The organism is Nostoc sp. C057 (assembly GCF_013393925.1).
GTDB lineage: Bacteria > Cyanobacteriota > Cyanobacteriia > Cyanobacteriales > Nostocaceae > Nostoc > Nostoc muscorum_A.
Genome location: NZ_CP040281.1, coordinates 4,264,077 through 4,289,142 on the forward strand (window position 1 = coordinate 4,264,077; position 25,066 = coordinate 4,289,142).

Annotated in this window: 21 protein-coding genes; 17 read left to right on the forward strand and 4 right to left on the reverse strand. The window is 40.8% G+C overall.

From position 1 onward, the window contains the following. Positions 1 to 6: 6 nt before the first annotated feature. Entirely contained in the window at positions 7 to 1,827 is a 1,821-nt protein-coding gene (locus FD724_RS18250; protein WP_179073589.1) for a tetratricopeptide repeat protein, read from the reverse strand. Positions 1,828 to 2,343: 516 nt separating this feature from the next. Here FD724_RS18250 and FD724_RS18255 point away from each other — a divergent pair. The 9 genes from FD724_RS18255 (at position 2,344) to FD724_RS18295 (ending at position 10,829) form a co-directional block, all read left to right on the forward strand. Continuing rightward, positions 2,344 to 3,501 carry a sulfate ABC transporter substrate-binding protein gene (locus FD724_RS18255; protein ID WP_179073590.1) on the forward strand — a complete coding sequence of 386 codons (1,158 nt, stop codon included), beginning with the start codon at positions 2,344 to 2,346 and terminating at the stop codon, positions 3,499 to 3,501. Positions 3,502 to 3,570: 69 nt separating this feature from the next. Further along, a complete protein-coding gene (locus FD724_RS18260) occupies positions 3,571 to 4,572 on the forward strand; it encodes a PstS family phosphate ABC transporter substrate-binding protein (RefSeq protein WP_179073591.1) in 1,002 nt (333 codons plus the stop codon). Positions 4,573 to 4,621: 49 nt separating this feature from the next. Beyond that, entirely contained in the window at positions 4,622 to 5,563 is a 942-nt protein-coding gene (gene pstC / locus FD724_RS18265; protein WP_114086070.1) for a phosphate ABC transporter permease subunit PstC, read from the forward strand. 6 nt (positions 5,564 to 5,569) lie between these two features. Then, a complete protein-coding gene (gene pstA, locus FD724_RS18270) occupies positions 5,570 to 6,469 on the forward strand; it encodes a phosphate ABC transporter permease PstA (RefSeq protein ID WP_179073592.1) in 900 nt (299 codons plus the stop codon). Between the two features lie 51 nt (positions 6,470 to 6,520). Next, on the forward strand, positions 6,521 to 7,351 hold the full coding sequence (pstB, locus tag FD724_RS18275; protein WP_114086068.1) for a phosphate ABC transporter ATP-binding protein PstB: 831 nt from the start codon (positions 6,521 to 6,523) through the stop codon (positions 7,349 to 7,351). Between the two features lie 264 nt (positions 7,352 to 7,615). Then, positions 7,616 to 7,840 (forward strand): hypothetical protein, encoded by a 225-nt coding sequence (locus FD724_RS18280; protein WP_114086158.1) that lies wholly within the window; start codon positions 7,616 to 7,618, stop codon positions 7,838 to 7,840. Further along, complete coding sequence (locus FD724_RS40990) at positions 7,809 to 7,985, forward strand: type II toxin-antitoxin system RelE/ParE family toxin (RefSeq protein ID WP_256874303.1); 177 nt, start codon at positions 7,809 to 7,811, stop codon at positions 7,983 to 7,985. The genes FD724_RS18280 and FD724_RS40990 overlap by 32 nt, the downstream gene beginning before the upstream one ends. Positions 7,986 to 8,205: 220 nt before the next feature. Continuing rightward, positions 8,206 to 8,631: a hypothetical protein gene (locus FD724_RS18290; protein WP_114086067.1), complete on the forward strand. Its 426-nt coding sequence runs from the start codon at positions 8,206 to 8,208 to the stop codon at positions 8,629 to 8,631. A gap of 83 nt (positions 8,632 to 8,714) precedes the next feature. Beyond that, on the forward strand, positions 8,715 to 10,829 hold the full coding sequence (locus FD724_RS18295; RefSeq protein ID WP_179073593.1) for a DHH family phosphoesterase: 2,115 nt from the start codon (positions 8,715 to 8,717) through the stop codon (positions 10,827 to 10,829). Positions 10,830 to 10,968: 139 nt separating this feature from the next. Here FD724_RS18295 and psb30 read toward each other — a convergent pair whose 3' ends face one another. After that, positions 10,969 to 11,112 (reverse strand): photosystem II reaction center protein Ycf12/Psb30, encoded by a 144-nt coding sequence (psb30, locus tag FD724_RS18300; protein WP_114086065.1) that lies wholly within the window; start codon positions 11,110 to 11,112, stop codon positions 10,969 to 10,971. A 300-nt stretch (positions 11,113 to 11,412) separates the two neighbouring features. Here psb30 and FD724_RS18305 point away from each other — a divergent pair, with 300 nt between their 5' ends. The 3 genes from FD724_RS18305 (at position 11,413) to FD724_RS18315 (ending at position 12,708) form a co-directional block, all read left to right on the forward strand. After that, positions 11,413 to 11,763 carry a YkgJ family cysteine cluster protein gene (locus FD724_RS18305; RefSeq protein ID WP_012411062.1) on the forward strand — a complete coding sequence of 117 codons (351 nt, stop codon included), beginning with the start codon at positions 11,413 to 11,415 and terminating at the stop codon, positions 11,761 to 11,763. A gap of 127 nt (positions 11,764 to 11,890) precedes the next feature. Next, positions 11,891 to 12,322, forward strand: coding sequence for a TMEM165/GDT1 family protein (locus FD724_RS18310; protein ID WP_179073594.1), 432 nt, complete (start codon positions 11,891 to 11,893; stop codon positions 12,320 to 12,322). Between the two features lie 83 nt (positions 12,323 to 12,405). Continuing rightward, positions 12,406 to 12,708 (forward strand): TMEM165/GDT1 family protein, encoded by a 303-nt coding sequence (locus tag FD724_RS18315; protein WP_179073595.1) that lies wholly within the window; start codon positions 12,406 to 12,408, stop codon positions 12,706 to 12,708. Positions 12,709 to 12,927: 219 nt separating this feature from the next. On the opposite strand, the gene FD724_RS18320 is transcribed toward FD724_RS18315, so the two are convergent. Continuing rightward, positions 12,928 to 13,854, reverse strand: coding sequence for a cobalamin-binding protein (locus FD724_RS18320; protein WP_179073596.1), 927 nt, complete (start codon positions 13,852 to 13,854; stop codon positions 12,928 to 12,930). A 543-nt stretch (positions 13,855 to 14,397) separates the two neighbouring features. Between FD724_RS18320 and FD724_RS18325 the strand changes: the two genes are divergently transcribed. Continuing rightward, entirely contained in the window at positions 14,398 to 16,614 is a 2,217-nt protein-coding gene (locus FD724_RS18325) for an ATP-binding protein (RefSeq protein WP_179073597.1), read from the forward strand. Positions 16,615 to 16,716: 102 nt separating this feature from the next. Here the strand turns inward: FD724_RS18325 and FD724_RS18330 are convergent, their stop codons facing one another. After that, positions 16,717 to 17,154 (reverse strand): GNAT family N-acetyltransferase, encoded by a 438-nt coding sequence (locus FD724_RS18330; RefSeq protein ID WP_114086061.1) that lies wholly within the window; start codon positions 17,152 to 17,154, stop codon positions 16,717 to 16,719. 803 nt (positions 17,155 to 17,957) lie between these two features. Here FD724_RS18330 and FD724_RS18335 point away from each other — a divergent pair. The 4 genes from FD724_RS18335 to FD724_RS18350 all read left to right on the forward strand — a co-directional run bounded on the left by FD724_RS18335 (position 17,958) and on the right by FD724_RS18350 (position 24,933). Then, positions 17,958 to 18,458 (forward strand): fatty acid hydroxylase, encoded by a 501-nt coding sequence (locus FD724_RS18335; RefSeq protein WP_114086060.1) that lies wholly within the window; start codon positions 17,958 to 17,960, stop codon positions 18,456 to 18,458. 542 nt (positions 18,459 to 19,000) lie between these two features. Continuing rightward, a complete protein-coding gene (locus tag FD724_RS18340) occupies positions 19,001 to 20,998 on the forward strand; it encodes an ATP-binding protein (RefSeq protein ID WP_179073598.1) in 1,998 nt (665 codons plus the stop codon). 26 nt (positions 20,999 to 21,024) lie between these two features. Further along, positions 21,025 to 24,396: a PAS domain S-box protein gene (locus FD724_RS18345; protein WP_179073599.1), complete on the forward strand. Its 3,372-nt coding sequence runs from the start codon at positions 21,025 to 21,027 to the stop codon at positions 24,394 to 24,396. A gap of 159 nt (positions 24,397 to 24,555) precedes the next feature. Beyond that, positions 24,556 to 24,933, forward strand: a complete 378-nt coding sequence (locus FD724_RS18350) for a response regulator transcription factor (protein WP_114086157.1) — start codon at positions 24,556 to 24,558, stop codon at positions 24,931 to 24,933. The last annotated feature ends 133 nt before the right edge of the window (positions 24,934 to 25,066 follow it).

The window sequence follows — 25,066 nt, forward strand, 5'->3', positions numbered from 1 at the left end:
ATACCTTTATTGAAGCTGTTCAATTAGCTCTATAATTTGTTGATAATACTGAACATTTCCCTCTTGGTAATACAAATCTGCGGATTTCTGGAAATCCGCAATTGCTCCTTGAGAATCACCCAGATTTTGGTAGACATCTGCTCGCAGGATGTAAGCTGAAGCCCAATGAGGCTGAAGCTGTAAGGCTTGGTTTAAGTCTGTGAGCGCTCCCTGTAAATCTCCCAATAGAGAACGGCTACGACCCCGATTGTACCAGTCTTCAGCAAAGCTGGAGTCGATCGCGATCGCCCGACTGTAATCTTCGATTGCTCCTTGATAATCTTCTAGAGCATAGCGGGCATTAGCGCGATCGCTGTAAAATGCAGCAGATTGAGGATTTATTTGTAAAGCTTGGGTGTAATCTGCGATCGCATTTTCATAAGCTTCTAAAGCGTAATGCGTCGAACCGCGATTGTAATATGCTTCAATTAAATCAGGATTAATTTTTAATGCTTGATTATAATCTGCGATCGCTCCTTGTTCATCCCCCAAAAGACGACGAGTATTTCCTCGATTACAATACGCGTGCGAAAATTCAGGAACCAACTCTATCGCTTGGGTATTATCATCAATTGCTCCCTGTAAATCTTGCAGAGCTTCACGGGCAATCCCCCGACCATAATAAGCTGCGGCTAATTTATCATTAATCTGTAATGCCCGATCGTAATCTTTAATTGCTCCTTTATGATCTCCTAAAGAACGACGAGCCGCCGCGCGATCGCAATATCCTTCAGCTAAACTAGGATTAAGTTGTAATAAGCGATTGCTATCTTCAATTGCACCTTGATAGTCTCCCAGTCGACGGAGAGCATTCGCCCGAAAGCCATAGACTAAAGCTAGAGTCGGATTTTCTTGTAAGGCTTGGTCATAATCTGCGATCGCACCCTCATAATCCCCAAGGGTACTACGGACAAGACCCCGTTCACAATAAGCTTGCACATCATCAGGATTGAACTTTAGCGCTTGATTAAAATCCTCAATTGCTCGGTGATATTCTTTGAGATGAGCTAGAACCAAACCCCGGTTGTAATATGCTCCAGCAAACCTGGGATTGATTTCTAAAGCGCGGTTGTAATCTGCGATCGCACTTTGATAATTTTCTAAAGAGTAGTGGGCATTACCTCGATTATGATAAGCCTCCGCTAACTTTGGATCTAATTGTAATGCTCGGTCATGATCGGCGATCGCTTCCTTGAAATTTCCTAAGATATGGTGAATATTACCCCGATTGCTGTATGCTGCGGCAAAATTGGGATACCACTGTAAAGCTTGTTGAAAATCTGCGATTGCTCCTTGATGATCGCCCTGTTCAAAACAAACTACACCCCGATTATGATAAGCATTAGCAATATCAATATTGATATTATCAGCTAACTGGGTGCTAGTTTCTATTGTTTGGATATAGTCAGCGATCGCTTTGTCGTATTTTTCTAAGGCAAAGTAAGCATTACCCCGGCTGTGGTAAGATTGGGCGAGATTTGGATCGATTTCTAATGCTTGGTTATAATCTGCGATCGCTTCTTGATAATCGCCTAAAGAGTAACGTGCATTACCCCGGTGATAGTAGGCTGTAGCAAAATTGGGATTGATTTCTATAGCCTGGTTAAAATCTGCGATCGCACCACGATAATCTTTGAGTTGACCAGTGAGAATAATCCCTCGATTATGATAAGCTTCGGCAAAGTTAGGGTTGAGCTTGATTGCTTGGGTGTAAGCTGCAATCGCTTCTTGATAATCGCCTTGCAAACTGTGGTTCAGTCCTTGGCTTAAAAATTCTTCAGCATTCATATAATAATTTTCTTGGATTTCAACATTCCCTAGCTTAAAGGCAATGGGATTCTTAGCTATATATTTTGATAATCATTCTAGTTTAAGATCCCTCCAACCCCCTTAAAAAGAAGGAGGGCAATAATCTCTCAAAGTCCTCCTTTTTAAGGATGATTTAGGGAGGATCTACAACATTTTGGTTTTGTAGAGGATGTGTGTACACCGTAGCTCTACTTTGCAGAGGGACAGGTTTTGGGTAGTAAAACCAGGGAGAGGTCTTTTATGGACAAAAGCGAGAAACTTTTTTAGCTTTCCCCCAATTCTTCACAATAAATTATTGTGGAAATTCTATACAAAAATAATGTATGTATGCTGTAAACAAATCAGCTTTTTGAAGTTTGGCAAGCAAAGTTTAGACCCTAGTGTTCCTACTTGTAAAAAAAAATTGAAGCCAGATGATAAATATTATTCTATATACCCTATAATCTCTAATACGGTATCTGCTTAGAAATACCGTAGATTTAGGGGTGAATTCTGATGAGCGAGTCGCAACAAACGACACATTTCAGTAAATTGCTAACTGAGAGAATGCAGTCTTATGTCATGAAAGCATTACAGACCATACAACTCTCATATAAGGACACAATTAGAAATTGGTTAAATAGACACACCGTGCAAAGCTTTGTGAGTCTGTTTCTAGTAGGTGCTTTTTTGAGTATAACAGTTGCCTCCTGCTCTGGAAGCAGTTCAGCTAGCAAAAATGATGTCAAATTGAAACTCGTTTCTTTCTCTGTCACCAAAGCGGCTCATGACCAGATAATCCCCAAATTTGTCGAAAAATGGAAGCAAGAACATAACCAAAGCGTTACATTTGAGCAAAGTTATGGTGGTTCTGTAGCTCAAGCGGCGGCTGTGATTGCTGGTTCCCAAGAAGCAGATATAGTACATTTAGCACTTCCTTTGGATGTCAGCAAAATTCAGCAAGCAGGTTTGATAAAATCAGGTTGGGAAACCAAAGCTCCCAGAAGTGGTATTGTTAGCAGATCGGTTGCTGCGATCGTTACCCGTGAAGGTAATCCCAAAGGTATAAATACTTGGGCAGACTTAGCAAAAGATGGCGTGAAAGTGATTGCGGCTAACCCAAAAACTTCTGGTATTGCTATCTGGGAATTCTTAGCTTTTTGGGGTTCGGTAACTCTAAACGGAGGTGACGAAGCCACAGCATTAGATTTCGTCACTAAAGTTTATAAAAATACTCCCATTTTGACGAAAGATGCCCGTGAAGCTAGCGATTTATTTTTTCAAAAAAATCAGGGTGATGTCTTAATCAACTACGAGAATGAGGTAATTTTAGCAGGTAAAAATGGAAATAAGTTGCCTTATATTGTACCCAAAGTCAATATTTCCATTGATAATCCTGTAGCCATAGTTGATAAAAACGTTGAGAAACACGGTACAAGAGAAGTTGCACAAGCATTTGTTGATTTTCTTTACTCTACAGAAGCTCAACGAGAATTTGCTAAATTACAATATCGTCCTGTTAACCCCACTGTCACGCAAGAAGTAGCATCTCAATATCAGCCAATTGAAACTTTATTTACATCTCAGGATTTAGGCGGTTGGGATATTATCCAGAAAAAGTTTTTTGGCGATGGGGCAATTTTTGACAAAGTTCAAGCTGCCAGCAAAGCATAATATCTATATTTTTCTAGCAGCTAGCCAAATATAAATAATTCTCAATCACTTTACCTCAATTGATAATTTATGAGTTTTCATAGCCGATTGAAAGATGGCTTTTCACTCACCTTTTTAATGCTGATTATCAGCAGTATCACTGCTTGTAATAGCGGACAGGAATTAAAAAGTCAAGTGAGTATTGATGGTGCGGCTGTAGGTTTCCCTGTTTCTTTAGCGGTTGCAGAAGAATACGGCAAAGTTAAACCTGAAGCGAAAGTTAGCGTTGCTTCAAGTGGAACTGGTGGTGGTTTCAGTAAATTTTGTAATGGTGATATTGATATTGCCGGTGCTTCTCGTACCATTCGAGATGAAGAAATCAAAAAATGCAAAAGTAAGAATATTGATTTCGTCGAGTTGCCTATAGGTTTAGATGGCATAGCTGTGATTGCTAACCGTAAAAATAATTTCGCCAAATGTCTAACTATTAAAGAACTAGGCAAGATTTGGGGTGCTAAATCAGACGGTAAAATCTTAACGTGGAATCAAGTTAATCCCAAATTTCCTAACCAAAAGCTGAAGTTATATGCTCCAGCTTCCGATACTGGAACCTTTGATTATATGACTCAAGCTGTTACTGGCAAAGCCAAGAATGGCCGTACAGATTATACTCCCAGCCACAATCAAAACCTTTTAGTACAAGGAGTATCCGGGGATGTATCATCATTGGGTTATGTCGGGATATCTTACTACATTCAAAACCAAGAAAAACTCAATCTGGTTGCTGTAGAAAGTCCTACTGGAAAGTGCGAAAAACCAGTGCCAGTAGATAATGTCATCAAGAATATCTACACACCTTTATCTCGTCCCCTGTTTATCTATGTCAGCAAAAAGTCTTTAGATACCAAGCCAGCAGTCAAAGAATTTGTAGACTTTTATCTAGAAAATTCTTGGAAGTGGGTAGATAGTGTTGGTTATGTGGCACTACCTGATGAAGCTTATGTCAAAGTTAAACAAAAATTTGCTACGGGTGAAACTGGGACAAAGTTTAAAAAAGCAAAACCAGGTGAACCAATCACAAACTTTATCTAAATAAAGTCTTGTTTCTTGTAGTCTAATTGTAGTCAAAAATTAACTTTTTATGCAGAATACCAATTCTCAAGATGATCCTTATTTACTATCTAGACAGTCACTGGATAAAAACCCATCTGAAGATATCTCTGAAAAGATTGTTGCAGTAATTTTATTTGCTTGTGCTTTAGTTTCTGTTTTGACTACCTTTGGTATTGTCGTAATTATCTTTCAAGAGACATTTGGTTTTTTCCAAGAAGTTTCCTTTGCCGAATTTTTTCTTGATACTAAATGGACACCTCTATTTGCAGATAGACATTTTGGCGTTTGGCCCTTGATTAATGGCACTTTTTTGACTACAGCTATTGCAATGGCAGTTGCTATTCCTTTGGGTTTATCTTCGGCCATTTATTTAAGTGAATATGCTCAACCCAAAGTAGCAGCAGTTTTACGTCCAGCAGTAGAACTTTTAGCAGGAATACCGACAGTAGTCTATGGTTACTTTGCGCTGTTGTTTATCACACCATTGTTGCGGAATATTATCCCTCTGGAAATATTCAATGCTTTGAGTGCAGGGTTAATGATGGGCGTGATGATTACCCCGACTGTTGGTTCTATCAGCTTAGATGCTATTAAAGCAGTTCCCCGCTCTTTGCGAGAAGGATCTTATGCTTTAGGTATCACTAAACTAGAAACCATTTTTAAAGTAGTTCTACCAGCCGCGCTTTCTGGAATCATCGCTTCAATTATATTGGGTATTTCTCGCGCTGTGGGTGAAACAATGACTGTCCTAATCGCAGCTGGACTACAGCCAAAGCTGACTGTTAATTTTGCGGAATCAATAGAAACAATGACAGCTTACATGGCACAAATTTCTGGTGGAGATAGCCCACGTGGTAGTCTCAATTTTAAGACGTTATATGCTGTAGGTGCTGTTCTGTTTATAATTACCCTAGCTTTGAATATTGTTAGTTACTGGGTTGCAAATCGCTTTAAAGAAAAATACGATTAACTAAGTATGGCTACAAGTTACCAACAAGATGATTCTCTAGATTCGACGGCAGACTTTACCGATAATGTTGAAAGTAGGGAGACATTAGGTAAAGTATTTGAAGTACTTTTTTTGTTAGGATTGCTAATTGGTTTATTTGTCCTAGCATTGCTACTTTTTGATATTTTTAAAGACGGATTAGGCAGATTTTTAACACCCGGTTTTCTCACAGAAACTCCTTCTCGTTTTCCTGACCAAGGTGGTATTCGTCCTGCAATTATCAGCAGCGTTCTTTTAGGAACTGTTGTAATTTTGGTGACTGTACCAATTGGTGTAGGAGCAGCTTTATATCTAGAAGAGTATGCACCGAAAGCTTGGTGGACAGCAATTATTGAGATTAATATCAGTAATCTGGCGGGAGTGCCTTCTATTGTCTATGGATTGCTGGGTTTAGGAGTTTTCAATTATTTGCTTGGGTTTGGCCCCGCTTTGATTTCTGGTGCATTGACTTTATCTTTGTTGTCTTTACCAGTAATTATTGTCACCTCTAGAGAAGCAATTCGCGCTGTCCCAGATTCCCTGAGAAATGCTTCTTATGGATTAGGTGTTACAAAATGGCGCACTATCAGCAGTCATGTTTTACCTTATGCTATTCCCGGTATTTTGACAGGGGTGATTATCTCTGTATCCCGCGCTATTGGTGATGCAGCCTCTCTAATTGTTGTCGGTGCTGTGGGTTTTCTCACTTTTGATCCCGGTTTGTTTCAGAGATTTATGGCATTACCCATTCAAATTTACAGTTACATCACTCGTCCTGAACCGGGTTTTGCTGATGCAGCAGCAGCAACAATTATTGCGTTGTTACTCTTGATTTTAGTTTTAAATGGTGTGGCAATTTATATTAGACAACGCTTTTCAATACGTTAGGTAATTAAATATCTAATTGGATACATTCACGAATATTAGGAGAATCGAAAAATGACTTATAGCAATAATAGTAGAAGTCAATCAGATAGTGCCACCCTTGACTATGAAAAGAGCGTCTTCAATGTTGAAGGTGTGAAGGTTTTTTATGGGGGATTTCTGGCACTTTTAGATGTCTATCTCAAGATTCCTGAAAAACAAATTATTGCTTTTATTGGGCCTTCAGGATGTGGTAAAAGTACTTTACTGCGTTGCTTCAACCGGATGAATGATTTAATCCCTGGAGCTAGGGTTGAGGGTAGACTGAATTATCGCGATCGCAATATTTACGATCCTAAGATCAATTCTGTCAAATTACGCCGCCAAGTCGGAATGGTTTTTCAAAGACCAAATCCTTTCCCCAAGTCAATATACGAAAATATTTCTTTTGGGCCGCGTTCTAACGGTTACAAAGGTAACATTGATGAATTAGTGGAAGATTCTCTCAGACGCGCTGCTATCTGGGATGAAGTCAAAGATAAACTCAAAGAGAAGGGTACTGCATTATCTGGCGGACAACAGCAACGACTTTGCATAGCCCGTGCGATCGCTATGAAGCCAGATGTATTATTGATGGATGAACCATGTTCTGCTCTCGACCCGATTTCTAGCCGCCAAGTAGAAGAACTCTGCTTAGAACTGAAGCAGCAATACACCATCATCATGGTGACACACAATATGCAGCAAGCTTCCAGAGTGGCAGATTTCACGGCTTTCTTCAATACAGAAATTGACGAGTATGGCAAACGTCGCGGAAAATTAGTTGAGTTTAATCCAACAGCCCAGATGTTCAGTTCTCCTCAAACTAAAGAAGCTGAAGACTATATCAGTGGACGCTTCGGTTAAAAAGACATGACAACGCAAGGGGAAAGGCAAAAGCCAAGTTCAGTTGTGAGAGACTATAATTCCTTTACTCTTTAACCCTTTCCCTTTCATCTAAATCTAGTCAGCTCAACGCCCTGTTAAAAAATCCTTCTGTCTACTGAAATTTATATCGGTAAAACAATCTCCCAACTTTTGTAGTCGCTATTTTCGTACAAATTCCCGCTCCACTACAAGCCGAGACTAGGTAATATATATACATATATAACTATGAATAAAAGGCATACAGTGGAAATTCAAGAATTAAAAGCATTGATTAAAGAAACTATGCGTGAAGTTCTGCAAGAAGAAAGACTTCGCCTTTGCCAAATTTTGATTCCTTACATAAGTGATAATGAGCAACGCGAACTTGAAGCCGAATTTGGTGTACCTTCAGATGATACTGAGGATGAAGTAATTGATATGACCGATTGGGTAAGATATGGCAATAAAATTTCGCAAAAAAGCGATTAAATTTTTAGAAAAAGCAAATCCCGAAGATGTCGAAAATATTCGGGAGCAAATAAACCAAATTGTTATTGCTGTCGAAAACCAAGGCATTATCCCGTTTACAGAACTAGATATCAAAAAAATGAAAGGTGATTGGGAGGGATTTTAAAGACTACGTATAGGTAAAAACAGAATTATTTTTACAGTAGATATTGATTCCAAAGACATCGAGATTTACGCCATTGGTGCAAGAGGAGATGTTTATAATAAATAATTCGTAATTACTAATTTAATAACTGGAAATTAGCAAAGTAATTCTGCAAAATATACTGAGGCTTGACAGGACTAAACTGAAGTAATATTTCAGTTTAGTAGTTATACTGTGTATTATGTTTAAGCCTCTGTCATTTGCTTTAGTTGCAGCTACCGTTTTAGTAGCATCAATCAATAATCCCAGTGCTACCTTAGCTAAAACTTGTGCTTCTAAGTGTGGGTCGCATCCAATTCAGTTTACACCTGGGCAACACATCCGAGTTGAAGTGATAAATAGCACGCCTAACATCATCAAAATCCAAAAACCCTCTGGGACTGATGCAATTACCTTGAGTCCAGGGCAGAAACTAAGTTTAGAACAAATAGAAGGTACAGAGCCAAATACATCTCTGATATTTTGGAGCGAAAAGGGTTTATCACTACAAGCAATTGTCTCGAAACCTAACTTTGGCACATTGCGGCTCGAACTCCGTCCGACTTGGCGCTCTCCGGGCGATCGCTCTTTGTATATTATGGATGATGGTAGAATAAACGTGTTTTAGATAGCAAATTAATGTTATTAGTTATGAGTTAAGAAACAACTTTCAATTCAACACTCATAACTAAGTAAATTCTAACTTGTATTGTGCTAGACCGACCTGTATCTGAATTCTCAAAACCTACCAGGCGCTTACCGAATCAGCGCTGGCAAATTTATCCACAAAAACCAGAATTTGCCCAAAAACTGGCGGTTTTGATCAATGTTTCACCCATTATTAGCCAGTTGTTGATTAATCGGGGTATGGAAACACCAGAACAAGCACAAGCATTTTTAAATCCAGAGTCTTTAGTCTTACCTTCGCCGTTAGAAGATTTCCCCGATTTGGCAATTAGTTTGGAGTTGTTGCAAAATGCGATCGCTTCTCAAACAAAAATTGCTATTTGTGGTGACTACGATGCTGATGGAATGACCAGCACGGCTCTACTTTTGCGTAGTCTCCGCACTTTAGGCGCACAAGTAGATTATGCTATTCCCAGCCGGATGCACGAAGGCTACGGTATTAATAAACGCATAGTTGAAGAATTTCACAGCGAAGGTGTAGGGTTAATTTTGACTGTAGATAATGGTATCTCTGCATTTGAACCAGTTGCTAGAGCTAGAGAACTTGGTGTTGCAGTAATTATCACCGATCACCATGATATACCCCAAAAATTACCGCCAGCTAACGCTATCCTCAACCCTAAACTAATAGCCGAATCGTCACCTTATCGGGGTGTTGCTGGTGTTGGTGTTGCCTATATTTTGGCAGTGTCTTTAGCACAACAGTTAGGAGAGGCGAAGGGATTGATCCAGCCGATGCTAGCACTATTTACACTGGGAACGATCGCAGATTTAGCTCCCTTAACTGGCGTAAATCGCCGTTGGGTGAAACGTGGTTTACAGCATTTACCCAAATCCAACTTAGCTGGGGTACAGGCGTTGATTCAGGTAGGTGGCGTGCAAGCGAGGGGAGAGGAGAGAGCAGGGGAGCAGGGGAGCAGGGGAGCAGGGGAGGAGATTTCTAATCCAAAATCCAAAGTCCAAAATCCAAAATCGCTCAAGCCTGAAGATATCGGGTTTCGCCTGGGGCCGCGAATTAATGCTATCGGTCGGATTGGTAATCCCCAGACTGTGATTGAATTGCTAACTACAGATGATATGGGGGTGGCGCTGGAAAGAGCAATGCAGTGCGAACAAATCAACGCTTCTCGCCAGGAAATGTGTCAGCAAATTGAACAAGAAGCGATCGCTTATGTAGAAGCAGAATTTGTTACATCTCTACAACAAGACCGTGTATTAATTGTTGTTCAACCTAATTGGCATCATGGCGTTATTGGCATCGTCGCCTCTCGCTTGGTAGAACGCTACGGTGTTCCTGTATTTATCGGTACTTATGAGGATGGGGAACATATACGCGGTTCTGCACGCTCAATTCCAGAATTTAATGTGTTTGAAGCTTTGGAATATTCTCATGATTTACTAGGGAAATATGGCGGACACAAAGCCGCCGGGGGATTTTCTTTACCAGCAGAAAATTTACAGATGCTGCGATCGCGTTTGATTGAGTTTGCTAACCAGTGTCTTGAACCCCAGCATCTCAAGCCTCTGCTCAAAATTGATGCCGAGGTTAACCTCGATCAGATCAATCAGCAGCTTTACCAACAGCTTAATGCTCTACATCCCTGCGGTATGGACAACCCCGATCCAGTTTTTTGGACAGCTAATGTTCAAGTGGTTGAGCAAAAAATCGTTGGGAAGGGTCACATCAAACTAACAATTGCCCAAACTATTGATAATCAGGATTATAGAATTAAAGCGATCGCTTGGCGTTGGGGCGACTACTTCCGCTTACCGCCGCGAGTGGATGTAGCTTACAAACTGCGAGAAAATTATTTTAACGGTAACACCACTATCGAGCTAGAGTTAGTCGGTGCCAGACTGCCAATTCAGATTCAACAATTTTTTGCTTCTTCACCTATCCAGTCAAGCACCACCTTTGAGTTCAACCAGCGACAATATACTTGTGGTTTCTATAAAAACGGTATTGAAGCAGAATTAAGAATTAAAAATTCTGAAGGCAAAGTCTTGGCCATGCAGCCAGGACATATAATCGGTTTACTTGGTACTAATCGTCAAAACGCTAAAGAAGTTGATATTTCTCAGCCACAGTATGACAGTATTATTCAAGCTGCACTTCAAGCGTTGTCAGTTAAGAGTTAGAAGTTCTTTATTCACTTATTGCTTCTGACTGTGATACTGTGAGTGCTGATTTATGAGTTATGAGTTATGAGTTGAGAATAAAATTTAATTTCTCACTCCTAACTCCTCACCCCTAACTCTTAATCAGCACTCATAAATCTTATAGGTTGCCGTTGCGAAATGCCAACAAAAAGATTACTACTGGGCCAGCAATCACAATTAGCGCCACGGACAGCAATTGGAAAATAACTTCCCAATTGATACTGGTAAAAGCGTTAAACAAGTCAGATACAGCGTCAAACATTTTTCCCTTTCTCCTCCCAATTGTCTTAAAAAATTCAATAACTTAATTACAAAACCCGCAATCGATCATATCTGTCTATGGCCTGTTGGATTTAATTTACTTAACAAAATTATAAGAAAAGACATAAAAACGTAAAATAGGTGGATTGGGCAGAAGAGGCAGAGGGGCAGGGGGAAGGGAGTAGGGGGACAGGGAGGACAAGGGGATAATTAATTATTCAAGCTTCTCCCTTGTCTCCCCCCTCTTCCTTGTCTCCAATGCCCAATTCCCCATTCCCCATTCCCCACTCCCTAATTCAAAATGGCAACTTGGCAATGTGTAAAACAATGTGGAGCCTGCTGTAATCTTGATCCAGCAGATCGTCCCGATTTGGATGAGTATCTCTCTCCACCAGAACTAGAACTCTACCTCAGCATGGTAGGCGAAGGCGGTTGGTGCGTTAATTTTGACCATACCACGCGCGAATGTCGCATCTACTCGGATCGTCCTCGTTTCTGCCGCGTGGAATCAGAAGTTTTTCAAGATATGTATGGGGTCGAACCTGAAGAAGTCAACGATTTTGCTATAGACTGCTGTCGCCAGCAAATAGAAGGAGTATACGGCGATCGCAGCTTAGAAATACTACGCTTCGATAAAGCTATTGGGCTGTAAGGAGGATCTAAGGACACAAAAACACCCCATAATTTTTTTGTCTCCATTTATGTAGTTGCAATTTATTACAACAATCTGAGAATATGATAGAAATATGAAAATAATCTAGCAACCAAAACTACTGCTTGTGAAACTTGACTCTGCACCTTTGGAGATTTCTGGCATAGCTCAGACTGAGATCGAGCTAGAACTGAAAGACAGCACTGATTTTAACTTAACTCCTGCGATCGCCCAGCGAGTTCAGCCTGTAGTTGCCGATAGTCCTCCAAAGCAGCAATCAGTGTTAGTAGTTTTTGGCACAACTTTTGTAACCATTTTTCTAGCAGAAATTGGAGATAAGACTCAGCTATCCACCCTATTAATGAGTGCAGAATCTCATTCGCCTTGGGTGGTATTTATCGGATCGGCAGCGGCGCTGATAACCACCAGCTTATTAGGTGTACTTTTAGGTAGTTTCATGGCTAGCCGACTCAGCCCGAAAACTATAGAAAAATCAGCAGGTGTGATGTTGTTGGTAATTTCCCTAATGCTTTTTTGGGATGTATTTATTGGTCATTAGTCATTTGTCATTAGTCATTAGAAAAACTCCCCAATTCCCCATTCCCCATTCCCCATTCCCCATTCCCCATTCCCCTTAATAATATGGATTGGCATCTTTTAGGACTGAGCTTTATTACAGTTTTTTTATCAGAATTGGGTGACAAAAGTCAGCTAGCTGCGATCGCACTTTCAGGGCGTTCTAACTCTCCACGCGCGGTATTTTTTGGTGCAGCAGGCGCATTGCTGTTGACTAGCCTGTTGGGGGCATTAGCAGGGGGAGCAGTAGCCGAATTATTACCTACACGTTTGTTAAAAGCGATCGCTGCGATCGGATTTGCCATCCTTGCTGCACGCCTGCTGTTCTTTAACAACGAACCATCGGCGGATTCTGAAGAAACACCTTAGAGAAGAATTCAGAATTCAGAATCCAGGAATCAGAATTTATTCTTTGTGGGCTATTGGAACCCGCCAAAGCTTTAAGCTATATCACTCAGTACTTCTCTACGAGACGCTGACCGTAGCTTGCCTACGGCACGTTCGCGGAGCGTGCCGTAGGCAAGTGGTACGACAAACTCAGTAACCATCGTACTCCTGAATTCTGACTCCTGAATTCTGAATTCTTCTTTACAAAAGTTCCCAAGCTGTTCCTTTGTAGCCGTATTGGAAAATTTCGGGATGCAAAATTTCAGCCAAAATTTCGAGAGAATCTACCAGTCGTGGCCCTGGGCGATTAAAGTAAGAATTGCCATCAGTGATGTAAACCCTACCAGCTTGCGTAGCGTGTAGTTTTTCCCACTCTGGACGTTTAGTTAACAATTTTGCTTCTTGGCGAGTGCGATTTAAATCAAAGCCACAAGGCATAAAAACAATGACATCTGGATTAGTTGTTAATAGTGTTTCCCACGGCAAGATAGGAGAAGGCTGACCTGTATAACAAAATAGAGACTGTCCTCCTGCCAAGTTAACTAATTCAGGAATCCAATTGGCGGCAACCATTAAAGGATCAGTCCACTCAATACAGGCAACAGTAGGCTGTTCATTTAAAGAAAGTCCTTGGATTCTTTGCTGACAAATTTTGACGCGAGCTTCTAAATTTTCTAAGACTTTTACCGAATCTACCTCGAAGGCGTTACCGACTCGCTCAATATCAGCCCAAATATCTTGGAGAATATTGGGTTGTAAAGAAATAATCTGCGGTTTACTGTCAATGAGTGTGGCAACTGCCTTTTCAACTTCGTTTAAGCTGACAGCGCAAACATCACACTGGTTTTGAGTGAGAATGTGAGTAGGCTGCAACTGCTCTAAAACATCAGTTTTGATTTCATAAATACTGAGAGCAGATTGTAATAAATCGTTCACCTCATCGTTAATTTGGCTGCTGGAGGCATTGGAGTCTAAGCGTGCTTGGGTACAAATGGGGCGATCGAGGATTTCTGGAGGGTAATCGCATTCGTGCGATCGCCCCACAATAGCATTAACCAATCCTAGTGCCGCTAAAATCTCTGTTCCACCGGGAATTAGGGAAACAATTCTCACATTACTAACCGTCATAGCTCCACCTCCATAAAAGCTCGCATTACCTTAATATTCTCAAAATTTTAGTCATTAAGTATCTTTCTCTAGGGGAATCAACTGTGTTTTGGTAATCATATCGATTATCTGTGAAGTTGCTCCAGAACTTAGGGCTTATGCCCATTGCCTCAGCAAGCTTGATTTTGTACAGTTCCAAAAAAATGAATTAACATTAACACTAACCAACAAATTGGCTTACAGCCCTTTTCAAGTAATTAAACTACACCACTTCCTACTTCCCAAATCAAAACACTATACTACTTAATATTTGAGTGAAATTACTTGATAGTAGAATTCCTGTAAATGCTAATTATCCCCTGGCAAAAATTACTGGCATGAAGTAATAAAAGTGATTAGCAAAATATAGTTTGGAACTCGTTATCCAGAATCAGAAAAATTTGATTATAAAAAATATACTTTCCGGTTATGAAAAAGCATACCAAGTAATTGTAGTTATACAAAGACGGTTCTACTTTTTGCGTAGAACTGGAAAGCAAAATTATTTCTTCTTGAGGTCAAGTAATGCAGGTGGTGTCAGCTAGAGATATTACAGAGCAAAATCAGTCCCAAGAGGCTTTACAAATCAGAGAAAATAGTCGTCGAAAACAAAGTCAGACATTAGTACAACTGGCAAGAAGCAAGACATTTCAACAAGGCAATCTTAATGCAGTATTGAGAGAGATCACAGAAACTGCTGCTCAGACGCTCTTAGTCAAGCGAGTTGGGGTGTGGTTATATAATGAAGAACGCTCAAAAATTGAATGCATCGATTTATATGATGTAAAGACTAAAGAGCATAGCTTTGGTAACTCACTTTCACAAGAAAATTATCCAGCTTATTTCCAGGCATTAGAAGAAGAACGTACCATTGCCGCAAATGATGCCAGAAATGATATAAGAACCCAAGAATTATCCGAGCCTTATCTTTGTATTTTAGGCATCACATCCCTATTGGATGCACCCATTTGGCTAGAGGGTCGTTTGGTAGGCGTAGTATGCCACGAACATATAGGTGAACTTCGCCAATGGACTTTAGAAGAAGAAACTTTTGCTGGCTCGATTGCAGATTTCGTGACTTTGGCTATAGAAGCAAGCGAGCGAAACATGGTACAGGAAGCACTGCGACAGAGTGAGGCGAAATTTCGGGCAATTTTTGAACGTTCTTCTATTGGTATTGGACTTATAGATATGAAAGCGCAGATAGTCGATACTAATCCGGTACTGTGCGAGATTTTAGGATACAGCCAAGAAGAACTATACGGTAAGCGCTTTACAGATTACATTTCCACGCAAAAGGGGGATTTAAAACTTTACAAACAACTGGTGTCAGAAATTGGCAAAAACTCAGGGAAAACTTCAAGGTTCGGCTTCCAAGTCTCCGAACTTGAGGAACAGGCTGTCGATAAACATCGCATTGAGGTGGAAAGACGCTGCTTACATAAAGATGGTAGCCTAGTTTGGACTCATATCTCTGTTTCTGTTATACCAGACAGCAATGGTGAACCTGAGTTTTTTCTAGCGATGATTGAGGATATTACTGAACGCAAGGAAACAGAATTGAAACTACGTGCCTCTCAAGAAGCAGCAGAAGCTGCTAGTCGGGCAAAAAGTGAATTTTTAGCAACCATGAGCCACGAGTTGCGAACACCTCTTAATGCGATTATGGGCTTATCGCAGTTGCTGCAACAAGAAGTAGTTGGCTCTCTCAATGAAAAGCAGAACGAATATGTAAGTTGTATATATAGTAGTGGTGAGCATTTGCTGGCACTGATTAACGATATTCTTGATTTATCGAAGGTAGAAGCAGGCAAAGAAGAACTGTTACTGTCACCTTTACCAGTATCTGATTTATGTAATTATGCCATCTGGACAGTGCGCGATCGCGCCTCAGAAAAGGGGTTAAAACTCACCTACAAAATTGACCTACAAGAGGATATTTGTATTGCTGATGAGCGGCGCATCAAGCAAATGCTACTCAATCTGCTCACCAATGCCATTAAATTTACCCCAGCCGGTGATGTATCGCTGGTAGTGAAAAAAGTACCTCAAGGAATAACCTTTACAGTTTCAGATACTGGAATTGGTATAGACCCAAATCAGTTTCAATTTCTATTTGAACCATTTAAACAGCTTGATAGCCAATTAAATCGGCAGTATGAAGGCACTGGTTTAGGTTTAGCTTTAACACGCAAACTAGCACGTTTGCATGGTGGAGATTTAACTGTTACATCGACTTTAGGAGAAGGCAGTCAGTTCACTTTGTTTTTACCAAATCCAGTAATTTCGAAAGCAGTCGAGAATGAAAAGCATGAGGAAGATCAGGGAGATGAGGGAGAAGAGTTTACTTTATCCTCCTCCCCAGACATCTCCAAAAATAAAACTATTTTACTTATAGAAGAAGAGGAAAAAACTGCAACAGTTTTGCAAGACTATCTTCATTCAATTGGCTATAAAGTCAAGTGGATAGATAATGAAAACGATTTTTTGAACCAGGTGCAAAGCCTCCAAGCAGATTTAGTTTTTTTTGATTTACAGCTAACTAGAAAAACTAGGATCTTAAATTTGCTAAATCTTCTTAGACAAAAGCCTTCTTGGAAAGATACACCGATTGTAATAATGACTTTGAGCGAACCGATAGAAAAAGAAATTAACAAGTTACCAGGTAGTGCTAATGACTATCTTGTTAAGCCAATCCGCACAGTCCAGCTAGAGTCATTACTAATGCGATATTTGAGCTAATTTTACTATGAAATTTCTTGTTTATTGGTTAGGAAATTTCGTATTTAAAATCATTGTCAACTGCTGTGATTACCAGTTATTAAAATAAGCAGATTATTTAGACTATGAGATGTTTTTTCTCATTGTTACATGGCGAATGCTTGCTTCTTCAAATATTTCTCCCTCTTCTATAAAATCCAGTTTTTTGTATAAATTTATCACATATTCTTGAGCGTGAATCACAACTTGTGTAATATTTTTGTTAGCTATAATCTGTAGTGCCTTTTCCATAATTTTTGTACCAATACCCTGTCCTCTAGCTGTAGATAAAACTGCAAGCCTTTCTATCTTGGCAGTTTTATCTTCCAAGTATCTAATTCTGGCAGTACCAACAGCTTTTTCATTTAAATAAGCAATCAAATGCTCAGATATTGCATCTTTGCCATCAAATTCTAAAGCAGGATCTACATTTTGTTCATCCTGAAAAACTACTTGTCTAATTGCTTTAATTGTAGGAAAATCTTTAGACATTTCAGCAATTTTTATAGATAAATTACTCATCAAACTCTTTATGTTGTTAGATTATAAAATAATTAGGATATATGGCAATATGCTTAGAATAGTGATATTCCGCCTCAGAATCTCACCCGAACCCGCTTATAAAAAACAGGGTTATTTTTTCTATTATAGGATCATAATTTCAGGACTAATTTTAGCTTATTCGTAGCCAAATCAAGGCATTTATCTACTTTTTATGGGAAAATTTGAATTGAATTTTAGGGGTCTAAATGTAGATTTTACATCACTTGTCTCTGAAAAATCATGTTGGTTCTATATACTCAAAATTTTGCCATATCTCAATTTAATTGTAAACTCGCTTTACTCACCTTGATGACCCAAGTTGTTTTGGCAGAATCCTTATTTCTGTGGTTCTGATTAAATTCATTATTGAGACTTAATTGCAATCAATTTGGAATTAACAATTTCGAAAAAAGCCTTAACCTAAATTTGTACTAACTTTAACTCAATCTTTGCCTACGCTGTATGCCTTAGTAAGAAGATTGTGTAGTAACTCTGGTAAAATCCTGTATTTCTATCGGGTTTTAGATGTATTGCTACCATTAACCCAGAGCTAGAAGTCAAGGTGGAGGTTCTTAGGAGTTGCTGTTTACTGCATTTAAGGATTGGAGATTCATGAAACTGCAACTGATCCAATTACATATACTCTGAACCAAATTCACTGGAGCGTAGACCCATGATAAGCACAAATGCTGTTTGCACGGAGGAAACCAGGTGTCTACGCCGACAGCATGACATTTGCATATTTTCTGTGGAGTTTTCTTAACTATTCTTGAGGAGTACAAATGCTTGAGGCTATCGCTGTTGCTTGGTTATTACTGTTTTTTGGTGATTTTCTATCTACATTTATTTACCACGTACCCGAGCATGTTTTTGGTAGCCTTCATTTAAAAACGCACCACTCCTGGAAAAAAGATTTCCGCCACTACGCTATTCTGACTTTTAATCCTCAAGTTCTTTTAGATGGTATCTTAGGAGCTTTGCCTTATGTACTCATAGCAGTAGTCTTGTGGTCTTTCTCTCCCATTGGCGTTATTTCGGGATTACTGCTTGGTCAGTTTCATGTATGGTGGAGACACATAAGTGTACTTGGTTGGCAAACTCCAAAGCCTATAAATATTTTATGCCAAATTTTATTTGTTACTACTCCTGAGAGACACTGGTTACATCATCACAAAACTAATTTAGGTTTCGGTGATATTTTTACATTCTTTGAACAACCTGCACAAATGTGGTTACGCTGGCTTCGGTTACTCAGACTTCGCTTTCGCTACTCGCGGATCTAACTGAAGCTACTACTTATCTCAATACTTTTTAAACGTACCAAAAGAAGTTGCGATCGCAGCTTCTTTTGGTACGCTATTTATCTTTTCAGAAAAATATATTATCAGGTAGTGGCAATTCATGAATTGCCACTACTGTATGTGGCTTTGTGTAAGCCCTAAAAATAAGCGAGTTACACAAACAGAAGTATACCTTTGTAACGAAGTATAAAGGTATTTGCTAATGTTCAACTTCACTGTTATATCGCCAATATTTTTGGGAAAACTAGTCTTAATTAGTAAATTATTATATCTCTAGATTTTTATGATAATTTCTCTCTTTTCTAGAGAGGGCTGTTTTCCTTCTACCCTTCGGGTATCTCCTAAGCCCTTCGGGCACGCTTTGCGAACGGAGACGTTACGCGAACGCAGTCGCTCATGGGGAAAACCCCCAAGACCGACCTGTCTCACTTCTTGCCCTGTATTTCCTGTCTTCATTGATAAGATTAATCACCCAATTTGCTTGAATGGGGTTAATTTGCAACTTGCTGCTTATGAGGTGTTTTATGTCCCCAGTTAGCCTCAGAAAGATTCTCAACAAAAAAGAATTGCCATCTCTCCTTCATAATTTAGTCTACCAACTCAACATTGCGATTGATGTTGAACTCGTAGACGGCACAAAACTACTTAGCATTGGGGAGCAAACTACCGAAAACCGATATCCAATCGAGATGTCAGGAGAAATCATCGGTTGGGTTGTGGGAGGAGAACAGGCAACTCTAGTTGCAAATTTGCTCTCATTGTTGGCAAAGCAAGAAGCTGAGAAGAAAGTACTGGCCATAGAATTGCTAGAGCGATACCAAGAAATTGATTTGTTTGACGATATCTCGACTCAACTCGCAACAAGTTTGGATACGCGACAGATTGCTCAACTCGTGCTTCAAGAATTAAGTCGATTAATTGAATCGTCTGCGGGGATGATTCTGCTTTTGAGTCCAGATGCAACTGCATTTGAAATCATTGCCGAATTTGGAGATTTTTTTGACGATAGCCACCCGGAACCAGGTAAGGGGATTATTGGCAACATTGTGCAATCCAACCGGGCAGAACTGATCAATGATGTGCAAACCGATCTTCGATTACAGCTGAAAAAAAACGTTAGCGCCATGATTTGTGTACCGTTACGAGCCAAAGAGCGGGTACTGGGAGCGATCGCGATTGGGGCATCCAAAACCGATTCATACAAAGCCGAACACCTGAAACTTGTGAGTATCTTTGCCTCTCAAACAGCGATCGCCATTGACAAAGCTTTGCTTTACGAGCAAAGCACTCAAGCAGCAGTTCAGGCACAAGCTCAGACAAAAAAGCTTCAGCAAGCTCTTCATGAGCTGCAATTGGCCCAAACTCAGTTAATCCAAAGCGAAAAAATGTCCAGTCTCGGACAACTTATTGCCGGAGTTGCCCACGAAATCAACAACCCGCTTAACTTTATTTGCGGCAATTTAAAGTATGTTGCCGAATACGCCCAAAACTTATTACACCTATTGGAAAACTATCAGAAATTCCTACCTGTTATCCCTCCAGAGTTGGAATCAGAGTTAGACAATATAGACCTGGAATTTATCATGCAGGATTTCCCCAAACTGCTAGATTCGATGAAACTGGGCACCGGTCGCATCGTCGAAATTGTCCAATCGCTGAAAAACTTCTCCCGCCACGACGAAGCAGAAATGAAAGCCGTCAATATCCATGATGGTATCGACGGAACGCTAATGATTCTTCACCATCGCCTGAAAGCAGATGTTCACCGTCCGGCAATTGAAATCATCAAAGACTATGCAAAACTTCCCCTCATTGAATGCTATCCCGGACAGTTGAATCAGGTGTTTATGAACATCCTGGCAAATGCCATTGATGCTTTGGAGGAGACAATGAGTAATGGGGAATGGAAAAATTCTCATTCACCCCATCTCCTTGTCCCGCCATCTCCTCACTCTCCACTCCCCACTCCCCAAATCACTATTCGTACCAAAGTTCTCGATCGCCAGTGGGCTGTGATTCTGATTGCCGACAATGGCCCAGGCATGAAGGAGGACGTTATCCACCGCATTTACGATCCCTTTTTCACCACAAAAGATATTGGTAAGGGAACCGGGTTAGGTATGGCAATCAGCTATCAAATTGTTGTAGACAAACATGGAGGAATGCTCAAGTGTCGTTCTCAACCAGGTGAAGGCACAGAATTCTGGATTCAGATTCCCTTAAATTGTGCAGTGGTTGCCCCTACTGAAGAAGAGAATTACACCTCTGCCTCGCCAACTGTCACAACGATATTACCCCATATACCCGATGCCGACGGCTTCATTCCATCAACAATTCCAATGCTCAAACCGACGGATTTACTGACCCGCCATACTCACTTGATCCAGCGACTTTCACAGCAAAATCCAGGTGTGGAAACTGCATCACCCGATGAAATTTACCAGATGTTCCAACGCCACCCAATTTCATTAAAGCTTTACGCCACTTTGTTGTCTTGGTTCTGTTGTTCTAACCCTACTTAAAATACGCCACTAGAGAAACCTTAACCATGTTTAAGCAACTTGATGATTACAATAGTCAGCTATTTGAAAAATGTCCTGTTGGCCTAGCATTGTGCCGAACAGATGGGACGCTAATTAATACTAACCTTGCCTATGCTGCTATTTTGGGGCGCACTGTTCCAGAAACCCTGAATCTCAGCTATTGGCAAATTACTCCTGAAAGCTATGCTGCCTCTGACCGAGCTACCCTAGAAAACCTAGAACAAACTGGTCGCTATGGGCCTTACGAGAAGGAGCTAATTCACAAAGATGGGCATCTAGTCCCGGTCAGAATCTCCGGGCTGATAATTGAGAAAGATGGCGAACGAATGATTTGGTCTAGTGTGGAGGATATCAGCGATCTTCGACTCGCCCAGCAGGAACGCCAACATACTGAACAAATCTTGAAACAGAGTGAAGCTCGATATCGCTCTCTAGTAACCGCTACGACACAAATTGTTTGGGTAAGCACACCAGAAGGAATTTGCATTGAACTAGCAAGCTGGATAGCTTATACAGGTCAAAGTCTAGCGGAAGCGGCAAATGGAGGTTGGATTGATGCCGTTCATCCTGACGATCGCGATCGCACAGCCCAAGTCTGGTATACAGCCGTGGCCAGGTGCAGCATTTATGAAACAGAATACCGAATTCGTGGCAAAGACGGCAGCTATCGCCACTTTTCTGTCTGTGGTGCCCCAGTCTTAGAAGCAGACGGCGACGTTCGAGAGTGGGTTGGCACCTGCACAGATATTCACGATCGCAAACTAGGAGAACAAACTCTCCAACAAAACGAACAACGGTTTCGCTCTTTGGTGACAGCTAGCTCACAAATTGTCTGGGTGGCTACGCCTGAAGGACTGGCGGTAAGCCATGAAATGCCTACCTGGTTAGCGTACACAGGTCAGAGTGCAGATGAGGTTGAGGGTTTGGGCTGGCTCGATCCGATTCACCCCGATGACCGTAACCGCACAGCCTTAGCCTGGAGTGCTGCTGTGGCAAATAAGAGTCTCTTTCAAACCGAATATCGATTTCGTGCCAAAGACGGCAACTATCGGCACTTTTTTGTCTGTGGTGCCCCCGTCTTAGAAAAAGATGGCAGCGTTCGAGAATGGATTGGTACTTGCACCGATATTCACGATCGCAAACAAGCAGAAGCCGAAAATCAACGTTTGATGGATATGTTAAATCATTCCAGTGATGCCATCATTGTCCGTGACATGAGCGACAAAATCTCTCACTGGAATCAGGGTGCCGAGAGACTCTACGGTTGGACGCGTGAAGAAGTAAAAGGCCAATGTATTCAAGCATTTCTCAAAAAAATCTTTCCAAAACCAAAAGAAGAAATCATCGCAGAGTTATTAGAGCAAGGTAATTGGGAAGGAGAAGTCCAACACCTCACCCATTTTGGCAAATTGATTATTGTCCAGAGCCGATGGACATTGCAACGAGACATCGACGGTCAGCCCTGCGCGGTGCTAGAAATTAATACCGATATCACTGCACGCAAACAAGCAGAAATCGCTCTACGGCAATTGAATCAAGAACTGGAAGCCAGAGTTGCAGAGCGGACAGCTGCCCTGCAAAATACCTTAGCAGAAGCACACGGATTAAATGCCATTTTAGATAATTTAGCAGATGGTTTGTTAGTAGCAGACACAGCAGGACAAATTACCCACTTCAATCCTGCCTTTTTAGCTATGTATGAATTGACAGATACCGTCGTCAAGGGTCACTACCGAGAACTGCCGATATCTGGTTTAGCAGAACTGGTTGCCCGAACTCAATCTCATCCCGGAGAGGTGTTTTCTGCTGAAGTTGCGCTGACGAAAGAACGCATTGGTCAGGCAGTGGCAACCGCTATTTTCAAAAAGACGGTGGAGCAAGAACCCCCTACCTGCTTCGGTTCTGCACTGCTGATTCGGGATATAACAGCAGAAAAAGAGATTGACAAGATGAAGACCGACTTTATCTCAACGGTTTCCCACGAACTGCGAACACCACTAACCTCTGTTCTCGGTTTTGCATCGATTATTAAAGAAAAGCTAGAAACTGATGTGTTTCCAATAATTTCTACTGAAGACCGCAAGCTTCAAAAAACCATTAAGCGGGTGGCGGATAATCTCAACATTATTGTGTCGGAAGCAGAACGGCTCACGTCTTTGATTAACGATGTCTTAGACATCGCCAAGATGGAAGCAGGTAAGGTGGAATGGCAGATGCAGCCGCTCGATCCCAGCGAATTACTGGATTGGGCAACCAATTCTACCGCCGGGTTGTTTGAAACCAATGGCTTGCAGTTGGTCAGCGAGATTGAACCTGGACTGCCTCAGATAGTAGGCGATCGCAACCGTTTGCTGCAAGTTTTAATTAATCTGATTTCTAATGCCGTTAAATTTACCGAATCTGGTTGTGTTACCTGCCGCGTCAAACAAGGAGACGACGGTGTTTGCATCAGCGTCATCGACACAGGCATTGGAATTGCACCAGAAGATCAGCCAAAAGTGTTCGAGAAATTCCGCCAAGTTGGTGACACCCTCACCGACAAACCCAAAGGCACAGGGTTAGGGCTACCCATCTGTAAACAAATCATCGATCATCATGGCGGTAGAATATGGGTTGAAAGTGAACCAGGGAATGGCAGTATATTCTCATTTATCATTCCCACCTACACCAGCGATCAAAAAACCACTACTAATCTGAATCTGGATACGCTAGTCAAACAACTTAAAGAACACGTCATTACCACAAACCCAGTGGTGAACAAAAACCGTAAAACCATTTTAGTTGTGGATGATGACGCTAACATTCGGGAACTGCTTCGTCAACAACTAGAAAATGAAGGCTACAACGTTCAGGAAGGAAAGGACGGCGTGGATGCAATTCATCAAATTAAAATAGCCCGTCCCGATCTGATTCTCTTGGACGTGATGATGCCCCAAATCAACGGTTTTGATGTGGCAGCTGTTCTCAAGAATGATCCTCAGACCGCAGACATTCCGATCATTATTTTGTCAATTATTGAAAACAAAGAACGGGGCTACCATATTGGTATTGATCGCTATCTCACCAAGCCCATTAATACAGAGAAACTCCTCAACGAAATTGGCTCACTGCTTTACCAGGGTACTTCTAGTAAAAAGGTATTAGTTGTAGATAAAAATGCATCAGCTTTAAAAACCTTATCCGATGTACTACAAGCTCAGGGATACAACGTGATTGAAGCCTCTAATCCGCAAGAATGCATCAATAAAGCTCTGTCAGCCAAACCTGACATGATCATCATCGATTCTATCTTCTCTCAAGAAGGTGATTTGGTGAAAACCCTACGGTTTGAGAAAGAGTTAGAAAATGTATTTTTTATTATGCTGTCTGAGCAGTAATCGCTCCTACTGGGGAATGAGGAAGAGGCAAGGGAGAAACGAGCAGGGGGCAAGGGGGAGAATAAAAAATTATCTCTTTCTCCTCTGCTCCCTGCTCCTCTGTCTCTTCCCAATGCCAATTCCCAGTGCCCAATGCCCAATTCCCAATCCCTAATTACTATGACTCATAAAATTCTGATTGTTGACGATGAACCCAATATCTTGATTTTGATGGAACAAGCCTTAGAAGCATTAGAAGATGAGGGCGTAGAACTTCTAACTGCTAGAAATGGAGAAGAAGCTCTTGAAACTATTAAAACTGAAAAACCAAATCTAGTTTTTCTCGATGTGATGATGCCTAAAATGAACGGTTTGCAAGTCTGCCACATTGTTAAACATGATTTGGAAATGACTGACATCTACATTGTCATATTGACAGCTAAAGGACAGGAATTTGATAAACAAAAAGGGATTGAGGTTGGTGCAGATTTATATCTAACTAAACCATTTCGCCCCAAAGAAGTACTTGAAAAATCAAGGCAGGTGTTGGGATTTTGAGTAAAATTATGAACAATATTAAAGCTTACGTATTAACAAGAAATACCAAGTATAGATGATTTGAAAACCGTCTTCTTTCAGATGAAGAATCGTTGATACATACTCAAACACACATGGGCGGCACTAACAATAT

Bases quoted from the DNA above. Each gene is read 5' to 3' on its own strand.
- FD724_RS18250 (WP_179073589.1), bottom strand. From the start codon at position 1,827: ATGAATGCTGAAGAATTTTTAAGCCAAGGACTGAACCACAGTTTGCAA.
- FD724_RS18255 (WP_179073590.1), top strand. From the start codon at position 2,344: ATGAGCGAGTCGCAACAAACGACACATTTCAGTAAATTGCTAACTGAG.
- FD724_RS18260 (WP_179073591.1), top strand. From the start codon at position 3,571: ATGAGTTTTCATAGCCGATTGAAAGATGGCTTTTCACTCACCTTTTTA.
- pstC (WP_114086070.1), top strand. From the start codon at position 4,622: ATGCAGAATACCAATTCTCAAGATGATCCTTATTTACTATCTAGACAG.
- pstA (WP_179073592.1), top strand. From the start codon at position 5,570: ATGGCTACAAGTTACCAACAAGATGATTCTCTAGATTCGACGGCAGAC.
- pstB (WP_114086068.1), top strand. From the start codon at position 6,521: ATGACTTATAGCAATAATAGTAGAAGTCAATCAGATAGTGCCACCCTT.
- FD724_RS40990 (WP_256874303.1), top strand. From the start codon at position 7,809: ATGGCAATAAAATTTCGCAAAAAAGCGATTAAATTTTTAGAAAAAGCA.
- FD724_RS18290 (WP_114086067.1), top strand. From the start codon at position 8,206: ATGTTTAAGCCTCTGTCATTTGCTTTAGTTGCAGCTACCGTTTTAGTA.
- psb30 (WP_114086065.1), bottom strand. From the start codon at position 11,112: ATGTTTGACGCTGTATCTGACTTGTTTAACGCTTTTACCAGTATCAAT.
- FD724_RS18305 (WP_012411062.1), top strand. From the start codon at position 11,413: ATGGCAACTTGGCAATGTGTAAAACAATGTGGAGCCTGCTGTAATCTT.
- FD724_RS18315 (WP_179073595.1), top strand. From the start codon at position 12,406: ATGGATTGGCATCTTTTAGGACTGAGCTTTATTACAGTTTTTTTATCA.
- FD724_RS18320 (WP_179073596.1), bottom strand. From the start codon at position 13,854: ATGACGGTTAGTAATGTGAGAATTGTTTCCCTAATTCCCGGTGGAACA.
- FD724_RS18325 (WP_179073597.1), top strand. From the start codon at position 14,398: ATGCAGGTGGTGTCAGCTAGAGATATTACAGAGCAAAATCAGTCCCAA.
- FD724_RS18330 (WP_114086061.1), bottom strand. From the start codon at position 17,154: ATGAGTAATTTATCTATAAAAATTGCTGAAATGTCTAAAGATTTTCCT.
- FD724_RS18335 (WP_114086060.1), top strand. From the start codon at position 17,958: ATGCTTGAGGCTATCGCTGTTGCTTGGTTATTACTGTTTTTTGGTGAT.
- FD724_RS18340 (WP_179073598.1), top strand. From the start codon at position 19,001: ATGTCCCCAGTTAGCCTCAGAAAGATTCTCAACAAAAAAGAATTGCCA.
- FD724_RS18345 (WP_179073599.1), top strand. From the start codon at position 21,025: ATGTTTAAGCAACTTGATGATTACAATAGTCAGCTATTTGAAAAATGT.
- FD724_RS18350 (WP_114086157.1), top strand. From the start codon at position 24,556: ATGACTCATAAAATTCTGATTGTTGACGATGAACCCAATATCTTGATT.